At 42.3% G+C, this 11,925-nt stretch carries 12 protein-coding genes; 9 read left to right on the top strand and 3 right to left on the bottom strand.

What is annotated here, in order from left to right; translation table 11 throughout:
* Positions 1–161: 161 nt before the first annotated feature.
* Genes DR017_RS08915 through DR017_RS08905 form a run of 3 tightly spaced genes read left to right on the top strand, consistent with a single transcriptional unit; the run spans position 162 to position 2,057 of the window.
* Positions 162–569 carry a hypothetical protein gene (locus DR017_RS08915; RefSeq protein WP_002681288.1) on the top strand — a complete coding sequence of 136 codons (408 nt, stop codon included), beginning with the start codon at positions 162–164 and terminating at the stop codon, positions 567–569.
* Positions 566–1,081, top strand: a complete 516-nt coding sequence (locus DR017_RS08910) for a DnaJ domain-containing protein (protein ID WP_002681284.1) — start codon at positions 566–568, stop codon at positions 1,079–1,081. The genes DR017_RS08915 and DR017_RS08910 overlap by 4 nt, the downstream gene beginning before the upstream one ends.
* Before the next feature lie 10 nt (positions 1,082–1,091).
* Positions 1,092–2,057 (top strand): LuxE/PaaK family acyltransferase, encoded by a 966-nt coding sequence (locus DR017_RS08905; RefSeq protein ID WP_002681317.1) that lies wholly within the window; start codon positions 1,092–1,094, stop codon positions 2,055–2,057.
* A gap of 268 nt (positions 2,058–2,325) precedes the next feature.
* On the opposite strand, the gene DR017_RS08895 is transcribed toward DR017_RS08905, so the two are convergent.
* The 3 genes from DR017_RS08895 to DR017_RS08885 form a co-directional block, all read right to left on the bottom strand.
* Entirely contained in the window at positions 2,326–3,105 is a 780-nt protein-coding gene (locus DR017_RS08895; RefSeq protein ID WP_002681310.1) for a lipocalin family protein, read from the bottom strand.
* 115 nt (positions 3,106–3,220) lie between these two features.
* Positions 3,221–4,312, bottom strand: a complete 1,092-nt coding sequence (locus tag DR017_RS08890; RefSeq protein ID WP_002681295.1) for a PD40 domain-containing protein — start codon at positions 4,310–4,312, stop codon at positions 3,221–3,223.
* Between the two features lie 283 nt (positions 4,313–4,595).
* Positions 4,596–4,856, bottom strand: coding sequence for a Sec-independent protein translocase subunit TatA/TatB (locus DR017_RS08885; protein WP_002681286.1), 261 nt, complete (start codon positions 4,854–4,856; stop codon positions 4,596–4,598).
* 128 nt (positions 4,857–4,984) lie between these two features.
* Between DR017_RS08885 and DR017_RS08880 the strand changes: the two genes are divergently transcribed.
* The 6 genes from DR017_RS08880 (at position 4,985) to DR017_RS08855 (ending at position 11,923) form a co-directional block, all read left to right on the top strand.
* Positions 4,985–5,959, top strand: coding sequence for a M23 family metallopeptidase (locus DR017_RS08880; RefSeq protein WP_002681290.1), 975 nt, complete (start codon positions 4,985–4,987; stop codon positions 5,957–5,959).
* A 111-nt stretch (positions 5,960–6,070) separates the two neighbouring features.
* Positions 6,071–7,072, top strand: a complete 1,002-nt coding sequence (locus DR017_RS08875; protein WP_002681319.1) for a pentapeptide repeat-containing protein — start codon at positions 6,071–6,073, stop codon at positions 7,070–7,072.
* A gap of 122 nt (positions 7,073–7,194) precedes the next feature.
* Positions 7,195–7,653 carry a DUF6714 family protein gene (locus DR017_RS08870; RefSeq protein ID WP_002681304.1) on the top strand — a complete coding sequence of 153 codons (459 nt, stop codon included), beginning with the start codon at positions 7,195–7,197 and terminating at the stop codon, positions 7,651–7,653.
* A 51-nt stretch (positions 7,654–7,704) separates the two neighbouring features.
* Positions 7,705–8,478: a DUF695 domain-containing protein gene (locus tag DR017_RS08865; RefSeq protein WP_002681299.1), complete on the top strand. Its 774-nt coding sequence runs from the start codon at positions 7,705–7,707 to the stop codon at positions 8,476–8,478.
* Between the two features lie 34 nt (positions 8,479–8,512).
* Entirely contained in the window at positions 8,513–9,427 is a 915-nt protein-coding gene (locus tag DR017_RS08860) for a glutaminase (RefSeq protein WP_040361704.1), read from the top strand.
* A gap of 183 nt (positions 9,428–9,610) precedes the next feature.
* Positions 9,611–11,923, top strand: a complete 2,313-nt coding sequence (locus DR017_RS08855; RefSeq protein ID WP_002681272.1) for a TonB-dependent receptor family protein — start codon at positions 9,611–9,613, stop codon at positions 11,921–11,923.
* The last annotated feature ends 2 nt before the right edge of the window (positions 11,924–11,925 follow it).

Here is an 11,925-nt window from a genome sequence, read left to right as displayed (position 1 = left end):
TAACAAGTAACGACGAACAAAATTTAGTATGAGCTGTGTAGTGAATAAAGAAACTAAAGGGCAAGGGTGAAAAATGAATAACTCACGCTATTTTTTTGCTATTTACTAAAAAATTTATACTTTTGCCGCTTCAGTAGTAACAAATTATAAAAATAAGTGTGATGATATACTATGTACTCCTTTCTTTAGGCGTGGTTGTGTTGCTTTATCTGCTTATTATGCAGGGAATTGCAAACCTAAAACGCGAAAAAGTGATAGAGGAACTACGCGAAAAATGGCATAATGCCCTTGTAGACGAAAAACGAACCAAAGAAACTATTATGGAACTCATCGGGGAAACTTTTGGTGAGGCTACCGTAAATAGTGTTGAAAAGGGTGTTTATAAGGAAAATATGCCTGATTATCTCGTGAAAATGGCTATAGGTCGCCCCTTGAATGTGCAACCTGTAGTGTTCCACGGTATTACTACTGAACGCTGGCGCTACAAATCGGTAGTACTCAGTTTTCAAAATGGTCGCCTCATAGGATGGGAAACCAGTGATAACTCTACTCAAAAAGCAGGACTATGACAGTGAAAGATTACTACGAAGTGCTGGGACTCACCGCCGAAGCTCCCGCCGAAGAAATTCGCATCGCCTACCGCAAACTCGCTAAAGCTAATCACCCCGATAAACACAAGGGTGATCCTGCCTATGTAGAAAAATTTAAAGATTTACAAGAGGCTTATGATGTGCTCTCGGATGCTGAGAAGCGCAAGGAATACGATGCCCAGATGGCTCGCCAAAAAAGCTATAATAAGAAAGAGGCTAAAAAATCGGATAAATCTTCTGACAATAGCGCGCAACAACCGCCGCAAACAGAACAGCCCCAACAACCCGAACAACCTCGCCCCGAGGAAATTAAAGATTTACATACCTTGGTGGATATGTATTTCAAAAAACGCGATATCACCTTGCAAGCTCGTAAGGAATACGATAGTTTTCTCGCTACTCCTCGCAAAAAATATATCAATTGGGTAACCTTTATAGCTCTGTTGTTCTTTATCACGGGAGTTGTTGTGGCAATGATGTTCCTCAATTAACAATTATCAATTGACAATTAACATACACAACGAAACGGATTTTACGGCTACTGCCTTGGATACTTTTCGCTATCAATACGAAAATAACGAGGTATACCACCGCTTTTGTACCCTATTACAACGCACTCCCGAAAAAGTAACTGCCCTTGAGCATATCCCTTTTTTGCCTATTGAATGCTTCAAAACGCATAAAGTGTATTGTGGCAACGCGCCTCATCAGCAAATCTTCACCAGCAGTGGCACCACAGGCGCACAAACTTCCCAGCATTATGTGAAAGACCTCTCTATTTACGAAGATAGCTTTCGCAAAGGATTTGCATACTTCTATGGCGATATCCGCGATTATGTGGTCTTAGCCCTCCTTCCTTCTTATTTAGAGCGCACTGGCTCATCGCTTATCACTATGGTAGCCGACCTTATTGAGCGTTCGGGTAGTGAGTATAGCGGTTTCTATCTCAATGAATACGACCTCTTAGCCGAGCGTTTGCAAATGCTTGATGCTTCGGGTAAAAAAGTGTTGCTTATAGGGGTATCGTTTGCCTTACTCGACCTTGTTGAAAAACATACTTTCTCCTTAAAAAATACGATTGTAATGGAAACTGGCGGAATGAAAGGTCGGCGTAAAGAACTCGTGCGAGAAGAGTTGCACGCACTCCTCTGCAAAGGTTTTGGTGTCGAAATGATTCATTCGGAATACGGAATGACCGAACTCCTTTCACAAGCCTATTCTGCAGGCAAGGGGATTTATAAGTGCGTACCTTGGCTCAAAGTGCTTATACGTGATACCAATGATGCGCTGAGCTATTTGCCTACCGGCAAAACCGGCGGAATTAATATCATCGATTTAGCTAATAGAGAATCGTGTAGTTTTATTGCTACTCAAGATTTAGGAAAGCTACACCCCGATGGTACTTTTGAAGTATTAGGGCGCTTCGACAACGCCGATATCAGAGGGTGCAATTTGTTGATTTACTAATTTACGTTGCTATACTTTGCCAAATTTGCCTGTGCGGCTCGCACCCTGAAGACCTCAAAGCCATTGCGCTCTCAAAAGAGCAAGGGAACCTTGGTATGGTTACAAGCAATGACGATGTTTTTAAAGAAATCCAATATTTTAGAAGTTCAAAACAACCCTTATTTTAACAGAAAAACTCCCTTGCAGTGCAAACTGCAAGGGAATTTTTCTAAAGTAAAGTAACTATTTCGTAACTCGTCTCTCGTAATTTGTAATTCGTCATTCGTAACTATTTTACTTTGGTAAAGTGCATTACTGTGCGTCCGTTATCTATAGCAAAGGTCATATAGCGGTTATTGTTGGAGAAATTGATGTCCCAAAGTGTTTTTTTCGCTGGGTTGCTCACATTGTAGTACTTGCCCCCTTCCTTTACCCATTTGTAGCTGTTTATTGTTTTATTACATTGCCCATTTTCTGGATAATTAAGGTATAGGGTAGCTCCTAAAGAGTGGGCTACTATTTCACCATATAAGCATTCACCGTTCTTTACAATAAGTTCTTGTTGTCCCACTACATATTTGGTCATTAGCCAACGACCTGTAAGTGGGTCGAGGTGGCTGTAATCTACACCTTTTTTGTGGCGGACAGTTATTATATCATTTATCCCATCATTATAACGCAAGATGAGTTCTTTATCTTTCATCTCGTATTTAACAGAAGAGGTATTCCCTTTTTTTCCAGTTGGAGAATCGTTGGAAATGGTCATATGAAAAGTACCGTTGGAGGAGGTATAATCATAATAGATAGGGTTATATTGGCAGTTATTGTTATTATCTAACAAATACGATTCTAGCTTTATTTTTTTATCAGCTATTGACCAATAGCTTTGCTCAGAGCAAGTATTAGGAATACTCCATCGCATTCCTTTATTATTTTCATCGGCGTAAAGAACATATCCATACCAATCCCCATTGAGCGAAGTGCTACCTCCGCCGTTGTCGTCGTCTTTCCCACAAGAGGAAACGAATAATGCTGTGGCAACGAGTGCCGAAAAAATGAGTTTTTTCATATAATATTTGTATTATCCTCTCTCCCGTTCCCTCTCTCCTTGGGAGAGAGGGGCAATCTGGTTAAGAGGGGGTTAAGAATAATGTTTTTTGTTAATAAAATTTCTTTATTCGTTATTATCGCCACATCATACCGCTAAAATAAGAAGGAACACCGTGTGTGCCTCTTTCTTGACGTAGGACAATGAAGCCACTTTTGTCGTTTTCGAGGTCGTAGAGTTTGTTATCATCACGAATTACAAACACATAGCCATAGCCACCGCTTGTTACCACAACACCTCCTTGGCTGGGTTGTAATGGGTCATAGTCTGTCCAAGCACGCCCTACGGTGGGTGCTCCTACAAAAGCAATATATTTGCCGTCGGGGGAGAATACAGGATGATATTCGCCATCTGCTTTGCTGGAGCCTGTAAGTTTGGAGGTGGTTACTTGGTGGAGGTCGCTGCCGTCTATATTCTGTACCCAGAGGTGCCCTTCATAACGAAAAGCCACGCGTGTACCTTGTGGGTTTACTGTTACATAGTTGGCTCCCTTGCCGTTGTTTATATTCAACACTTTTTCTACCTTGTTGCCGTATTCTTCTTTCCAACGATAGAGTACGCCCTTGATAGCACTGTACATTTCGTTGTTCTGTGTCCATACGGGGGTACTTTGTGCCCTCAAATCATCGCGGGTAAGTCCTTTGGTAAAATCGGCAATGAGCTTGCCTGTTTCAGTATTGAGCAAGAGTACCCCGCGCTCATCCCAATAATAAGAATCAACTGCGATAAATTTCTTGTTGGGGGAAAGGCGAATGATACATTCCTTGTAAAATTCCTGTGGATCATAAGTAAAACTAAACGAGAAAATGTTGCCTGTTTTTGGCAGTTTATCATAGGCAAACCATACATAGTTACCATCCAAAGGGCGCAACAAGAAAGTTTGGGTATCTTGAGTGCCAAACGAGCGGTCAGTACTGATGGCTAATGCTATTTCCTTGCTACCATAGGTAATATCGCAACCTGTAATACCAGGTCCATTCATTGTTTTGGTAACCTTGCTGAGTTTGCCGTTGGAAAAGTTGTAGGATTGGATACCATCGGTAGCAAAATCCACATAAAGGGTGCCAGGGAGAGAAGCCCCACTACCTCCGCCGTTGTCGTCGTCTTTCCCGCAAGAGGAAACGAATAATGCTGTGGCAATGAATGCCGAAAAAATAAGTTTTTTCATATAATTATTATTTAATGTTTTTTGCTTTTACAATTTATCAGACAAGTCGGATTTGTCAGACCAGTCAGATTCCTGACCCCTGAGACCTGAGACCTAAAACCTGACATTGGGGGCAAAGGTAATAAAAAATAGTTTAATATCCTAATTTATAACACTAATTAACCATTAACCATTAACCATTAATCATTAACAGAAAACCTCCCCTTGCAGTTTGTACCACAAGAGGAGGTTTTTAAGTTACATTTATTGCCTGTGCGGCTCGCACCTTTGGCTAAGTGTAGGTTTATTGTTCATTATTCATTGTCAATTCTTCATTGTCAATTGTTTTTTTAAGTTCTTCAATCTCTTTTTGAGTGTCTTCTACGATAGTAGTGTCTATTCCCGTGTGATTGATATGATGATGAATTTCAGTTTTAATCTCATCGGTAGCATCGCGCAATTGGCGCATTGTTTTGCCCAAACCACGCGCAACCTCTGGGAGCTTATCAGCCCCAAAAAGTATTAAAACCATAAAAAGTATAAATATAATCTCTGAAATACCCATAAATTCAATTAATAATTAACAATTACCTGATGTCTAACACCTGATGCCTGACACCTAACTCACTGCAAAATTACATTTTTTTCGTCATAAAATAGCAAATTTCATATTTTTTTTATACTTTTGCCCGTATGAAAAAAGTAAAATATTATTATGACCCCGAGACGCTCTCGTATAAGCGCATCCGCAATCGCAAGCGCACAAAGGTGCGTAATGCCCTGATATTCCTCACGGCAGCAGCACTCTTCGGGATTTTATTCTCTTTTATAATGATTAACTCGCGTTTGTTCTTCACTCCTCGCGAGGTAATACTCGCACGCGAGATTAAAACCTACGAAACGAACTACCAAATCCTCAACAAAAAAATGGAATTAGTAGAGGATGTCCTCGCCGATATCCAAGAGCGCGACAACAATATGTACCGCCTTTACTTCAACGCTCCTGTCATCCCCGATAGTATCCGCAAGAGCCTTAAAAACCCCAATCGCTATAAAGATTTGGAAAAATTCGGCAACTCCAAGCTGATTGCCAGCACCAATGAACGTTTAGATGTATTGCGCAAGCAGTTGGTTGTACAATCCAAATCGCTCGATGAGATTACCAAACTCTCTAAGGCTAAAGAAAAATTCCTCGCTTCTATTCCCGCCATTCAGCCTATCAATAACAAGGATTTAAAACATATGGCTTCCGGTTACGGTTGGCGTACCGACCCTTTCACCAAAGCGCGTAAATTCCACTATGGTATGGACTTCGCTGCGCCCCAAGGCACTCCCGTATATGCTGCTGGCGATGGCGTGGTAGTCCGCGCCGATAGCAATGCCTCAGGCTATGGCAACCACATCCGCATAGACCACGGCTATGGCTATGTAACCCTCTACGGACACCTTTCTGCCTACAATGTGCGCGCCGGTCAGCACGTGAAGCGCGGCGACCTCATCGGCAAAGTGGGAAGCACTGGTAGGTCTGAAGCCCCTCACTTGCACTACGAGGTTATCAAAAACGGCGAACATATCAACCCTATTCACTTCTACTATGGCAACCTCACCCCCAGCGAATACGCCGATATGCTACACGTCTCTACCCAAGAAAACCAATCGCTTGATTAGGGGTCAGGTTTCAGGGGTCAGACTCGTCTGACGAGTCTGACTTGTCAGATATTCTTACCTCTAAACAACAACCTCTAAAAAATAGTCCAAAATAATCAGCAAATTAACCCTATGGCAATATCAATAAAACTTAAAAAACGCTGGGATGTTTATTCTACTTTGCAAGAGGTGCTCACGGCAACTCAAAACCTTAGTGTATCTCCTTTCGGACTTACCGAAGAGGGTTTGCAGGACTTTCGTGGGATTAAGCTCATAGGCGAAAGGGCGCAAGTTCCTTTGCGAAATGGCTATATGTGGGAAAACATATCCCAACCCCTCCACTCCTCCCTATCTTATGCCGATTTTTCAGGCTCGGTGTGGCAGTATTTTGCCATTGAAGAAACAGACGATTTTACCCCTGTGATTGATCACGTTATTTTCGACGAAAGCATGTTTCAATTGAGTGCCTATGCTATTTGTGGAAATGGCGCCACCTTCTTATCGTGCAGTTTTGCTGGTTGTAAATACAAATGGGGAGATTTTATAGGGGCTACACTAAAAGACTGTCGCTTTACCCAAATCAAAAAGAATGTCCGCTTAAAGTTCAATAGTTGCAAACTGTTAGAGAATTGCCTATTTAGTGGAGAAATCCACAAGGCACATTTTGGGTATTCCAATCTGAAAAACTGTACCTTTGAAGGGCTGTTATACGACTGCTCGTTTGAAGGGGTTGAAAAGATAGGGAACCTGCGTAAAGGTGAGATTATTCCGCCTGAAAAGGTAGATAACAGAATGGATGGACTGGATTTTTCTAAGGCGGATATCATAATGTGTAGCTTTCAGTCATTTTGTTATTTGGATAAAGTGAAACCCTCAAAAAACAATTGTGTATTCAAAGTAACGGATGAATTTCACAACTATTTGCTTTCCATTATAGAAAATAGCGATAGTCCTTTAAAAGAGAAATTGATAGAATACGCAAAATTATTCTACGCTCCGCACACTACAACCCCTTACGAAGTAGCACATCCTAATAATTTTTCATTCAAACATCCAGAAGAAGCAGAACTGAGTCAGCAACTCTACGATTTTGTCTGTAAGGCAGCGGAAGCTACAGGGTGTAGGGTGAAGTAGAGGTCAGACATCAGGTATCAGGTATCAGGGGGCAGACTAGTCAGAAGAGTCCGACTTGTCAGATATTCTTACCTCTAAACAACCTCTAAAAAATAGTCCAAAATAATTAGAAAATCAGCAAAATGACAAGCCTCATTCACACCATACAGCAAGCCTTTTCTAGCGTTACCTTGGGCAACGGCATAGGGCTCAGCGAGGGCAATGCTATGGATGATTATGCCCCAGCCGAAGAACGCACCCGCTGTCGCAAGCAAGATGAGCAAACCCATTGGCACAAGATACCTGTAGAGCTTCTCAACCAATATTATGTAGCCCTCTGCTATTTCGACCCCGAAGGAATGCGATTTCACCTGCCCGCTTTTCTTATTGCCGACTTACAAGGGCAGTTCCGTTTTGATCTTGTCTATACATTTATCCATTTAGACGAGTACAAAGAGCAACAATTCTCATTGCTGAACGCTCAGCAGAAACAAGCAGTCGCTCAATACCTGCGCTGGATATGTACCGACCCTAGTCATTATACCACCGCAGACGATACCACCGCCATCGAAGAAGCCCTTTTACTATTTTGGGAAACCTAAACTTACCATATTTATAGTAGTAATTAATAATAAATTGTAAATTAAACTTATATGACTCATAAAAATCTCCCCCAAAATTGGGATTTCTTTATGTGCCGTATCGAAGGCGCTCCTGCCTCTATACGCACTAATTTAGCCTTGATTGAGGTCGCTCCTCTCGAAGGACTCACACAGCGCTTGCAGTTCTATATCAAAATGCAAAACCCCAGACCCGACGGACTTTCTTCTAATGAAGAATATCCTATCCTCTGTGATATAGAGGATGCTATAGGAGACAAAGCCGAAGCTACAGGGGCTGTATCGGCTGGGGTGGTGAAATCCGAAGGGTTTTTAGAACTCTGGTTTTATACCCAAAATGCTGAGGCTTTGGCAAAAACTTGTGAAGAAGCATTACAAGCTTTTGAGGGCTATCAGTCGGGGTATAATATAGCCGAAGACCCCGAGTGGGAAGATTATTTTAATTTCCTTTACCCCGATGAGTTTTCTTACCAAACAATGCAAAACCGCAAAGTGCTAATGCAACTCGAAAAGAATGGCGATAAAATGGAGGTGCCTCGCGAAATCGACCATTTTATTTACTTCAAAGAAGCTGCTCAGCAACAGGCTTTTGCCAAAGAAGTTGAAGCCAAAGGTTTTAAAGTACTTCTTAGCGATGAGAAAACAGTAGAAGAACGCAAAGCAGAAAACTATACGCATCCTTATACAGTTCAAGCCTCTCGTGAAGATAGTCCGCTGGATATCGATGATATCGTATGGGATTTGTTAGAACTCGCCTCTCCTTTTGAAGGTAATTACGACGGCTGGGGCTGTGTAAACGTACAATAAAAAATAATTATTAACTGTCAATTATCAATTGAAAATGAAATATTCAAAAATAATCGATGCTGTTTATGAGGAAGTATTAAAGGGTGAAAATGCCGGTACCGTCCCTACTTACATTCCCGAATTAGCACAAGTGAACCCCGAACAGTTTGGGGTGTACTTCTATAGTCTCAACAAGCAATCGTATGGCATAGGCGACTGCGATGTAAAATTTTCGGCGCAGAGTATCGCCAAAGTGCTCGCCCTCTCTTTGGCCTATAGTATCATAGGCGACCAATTGTGGAAACGCGTAGATGTAGAACCGTCGGGTACTTCGTTCAACTCCTTGGTGCAATTAGAAGCCGATAATGGTATTCCGCGTAATCCACTCATCAATGCAGGGGCGATAGTAGTGTGTGATATTTTGCTCTCTATTTTAGAAGATGCCGAAGCCGATTTCCTCACTTTTGTACGCGAATTGGCTAACGATGATAGCATCAACTACTCTATTTTAGTAGCCGAATCCGAAAAATCAGTAGGATATCGCAATTTTGCCTTGTGTTATTACATCAAGTCGCTCGGGAATATCGAAAACGACCCTATTGAGGTGCTCAACTTCTATTTCAAACTCTGTTCTTTGGAACTCACTTGCAAATCGATGGCGTATATCTTCTCATTTCTTGCCAACGACGGTATCCGTATGCACGATCGCGTACAAATCCTTACCGAAACCTGTACCAAGCGCGTAAACGCCATAATGCAAACCTGCGGATTTTATGATGAGTCCGGAGAGTTTGCTTTTAAAGTAGGTTTACCTGGTAAGAGTGGAGTAGGAGGGGGGATTGTTGCCTTATTGCCCAATCATTACAGCATAGCGGTATGGAGTCCCAAACTCAACGACAAAGGCAATTCGTATAGAGGAATGAAGTTCTTAGAAATGTTTACCGCCCAAACGCATACCTCTATTTTTTAGTTACATTGTAGGGGCGTTTTGCAAACGCCCCTATAAAATAAAACTTTTCGGACATCCTCTTATAAAATAAAAACTTTTATAGATAGCCGATTTTCTTCGTAATTCGTAACTCGTAATTTCCAATCCTTATTTGTTTTATTTATAAATAATACGTACTTTTGCGCCCGATTTTAAGATTTCTATATGAAAACATTGGGTGTTTTTATACTTTTATCTTGGCTATCTACCTCTTTTGCTTTTGCTCAACAAAATGAACAACAGAAAGATACCATTCAAAAATTAGACGAAGTAACGGTATCGGCTCAGCAAATATTAGGTAGCAAGTTTCAGGCGCGCAACCGTACGGGATCAGCGTATTACATTTCTCCTCAAGAAATTCAAAAAATGGGCTATACTGATATCAACCGTATGCTCAAAGCTGTCCCTGGGGTGAATGTGTACGAAGAAGATGGTTATGGCTTGCGACCTAACATCAGTTTGCGAGGCACTAAAGCAGAACGAAGTGAGAAAATCACCTTGATGGAGGATGGTATTTTGGCGGCTCCTGCTCCTTATGCTGCCCCTGCGGCTTACTATTTTCCTAATGCGGCTCGTATGCAAGCGGTGGAGGTGGTAAAAGGCAGTAGCCAAGTGCAATACGGTCCGTTCACTACCGGTGGGGCTATCAATATGGTATCCACGGCTATCCCTACTAAATTTTCAGCCAAGCTAAGTGCTTCCAGTGGAACTAACAATACCCTTAAAACGCACATCAACGCAGGCGACAGTAAAAAACACTTTGGCTATATGGTGGAATACCTCCGCTACCAGTCCGATGGCTTCAAACATTTTGAAAACAAACAAAATGCAGGCTTCAAACGCAATGATTTGATTGCTAAATTCAAAGTGAATACCGCTAAAACCGAAGGGGCTAACCACTCTTTTGAACTCAAAGCGGGCTATGCCGACGAAGATTCTAACGAAACTTATGTGGGGCTCACCCAAACCGATTTTGCCCGAACGCCTTTCCTGCGCTATGTAGGCTCTCAAAAAGACCACCTCACAACCCGACACACCCAGTGGGTGGGGACTTACCTTCTTCAGTTTTCTAACCGACTAAAATTTACTACTCACTTCTATTACAATACCTTCTTCCGCAATTGGTACAAACTTGAATCGGTGAAATACGGCACTTCAGCCAACGAAAAACGCACCATTGGGCAAATTCTCTCCGACCCCGAAACTAATGTTCCTTATTTTGATATACTTTCAGGTAAAACCGATAGCCGCGTGTTCTACAACGATTACGAGCGGTTGAAGGACAACCCTGGGCTATTTGTGCGTGCCAACTACCGCAACTATTTCTCTCGTGGCGTGCAAACCAAAGCGGAATACAAAGCGATATGGGGCAATTGTTATTTAGACAATGAGTGGGGGCTGCGTTACCACACCGATGAAGAAGACCGCAACCAGTGGGACGATATCTATGCGATGAAAAACCAGCAAATGCAACTCCTTTGGAAAGGTCTGCAGGGCAGTCAGGCGAATAAGATAACCCGTGCCAATGCCTTAGCGGCTTATTGGCTTTCTAAACTGACTTACAAACAGCTCACTGTAACTGCGGGCTTGCGCTTTGAACATATAGAATTGTTAGAAAAAGATTATACTACTGCTGATACCCGCCGTACAGGGCAAAAACGCATAGAAACCACCAATGTAGCCAATGCCGTGATACCCAGTTTGGGACTGCACTACAACCTCACCGATGGGCTGTCTGCTTTTGCTGGTGTACACAAGGGCTTTTCACCCCCAGGGGTGAGTAAAGAAAAGCGTGTGATGGACAGAAATGGTAACATCACCCTACTCACCGAAAACCAAAAACCCGAAAGCAGTATCAACTTTGAAGCGGGCTTGCGTGTGAATTACAAACAACTAAAAACTGAATTGATAGGTTTTTACAATAACTACAGCAATATGTTGGGTAGCGACCTTGCGGCTATGGGCGGTACAGGTACCCTCGAACAGTTCAACGTGGGGGAAGCTGTCGTGAAAGGAGCTGAGTTTATCGCACAATACCAGCCATTCCCTGAGGAATCTCCTATAAAAACCCCCTTACAACTCTCTTACACCTTCACCGATACTAAGATGAAAAACTCTTTCGAGAGCAACTCTTGGGGGCGAGTGATTGCGGGTGACGAAATTCCTTATATCAACCGCCATAGCCTCAACTTGAGTATAGGAGCTGAGTATAAAAAATACGAACTGAATATAGGTATTCGCTATAATGGCGCTGTGCGCACTGAACCAGGGCAAGGACTTATCGCCGAACGTCATAAAATTCCTGCCTATACCATTATCGATGTTGCTGCTAAAGCGCATTTCGCTCGCCGTTTTACCCTCACCCTAAATGCTATCAACCTTACCAATCGCACTTATTTGGTATCCCGTCACCCTTCAGGATTGCGTCCAGGGCATCCTTTGGGTATTTTTGGTGGCATCATTTACAAAGTAAATTAACG

Source organism: Capnocytophaga sputigena, assembly GCF_900446695.1.
In the GTDB taxonomy this organism is placed as follows: Bacteria; Bacteroidota; Bacteroidia; order Flavobacteriales; family Flavobacteriaceae; genus Capnocytophaga; species Capnocytophaga sputigena.
Note: the sequence above shows the minus strand (reverse complement) of the source record. Positions and strands in the feature narration are given on the sequence as shown.

Coding starts and splice junctions, on each gene's coding strand:
- DR017_RS08915 (WP_002681288.1), top strand. CDS start 162: ATGATATACTATGTACTCCTTTCTTTAGGCGTGGTTGTGTTGCTTTAT.
- DR017_RS08855 (WP_002681272.1), top strand. CDS start 9,611: ATGAAAACATTGGGTGTTTTTATACTTTTATCTTGGCTATCTACCTCT.
- DR017_RS08860 (WP_040361704.1), top strand. CDS start 8,513: ATGAAATATTCAAAAATAATCGATGCTGTTTATGAGGAAGTATTAAAG.
- DR017_RS08885 (WP_002681286.1), bottom strand. CDS start 4,856: ATGGGTATTTCAGAGATTATATTTATACTTTTTATGGTTTTAATACTT.
- DR017_RS08890 (WP_002681295.1), bottom strand. CDS start 4,312: ATGAAAAAACTTATTTTTTCGGCATTCATTGCCACAGCATTATTCGTT.
- DR017_RS08910 (WP_002681284.1), top strand. CDS start 566: ATGACAGTGAAAGATTACTACGAAGTGCTGGGACTCACCGCCGAAGCT.
- DR017_RS08895 (WP_002681310.1), bottom strand. CDS start 3,105: ATGAAAAAACTCATTTTTTCGGCACTCGTTGCCACAGCATTATTCGTT.
- DR017_RS08880 (WP_002681290.1), top strand. CDS start 4,985: ATGAAAAAAGTAAAATATTATTATGACCCCGAGACGCTCTCGTATAAG.
- DR017_RS08870 (WP_002681304.1), top strand. CDS start 7,195: ATGACAAGCCTCATTCACACCATACAGCAAGCCTTTTCTAGCGTTACC.
- DR017_RS08865 (WP_002681299.1), top strand. CDS start 7,705: ATGACTCATAAAAATCTCCCCCAAAATTGGGATTTCTTTATGTGCCGT.
- DR017_RS08875 (WP_002681319.1), top strand. CDS start 6,071: ATGGCAATATCAATAAAACTTAAAAAACGCTGGGATGTTTATTCTACT.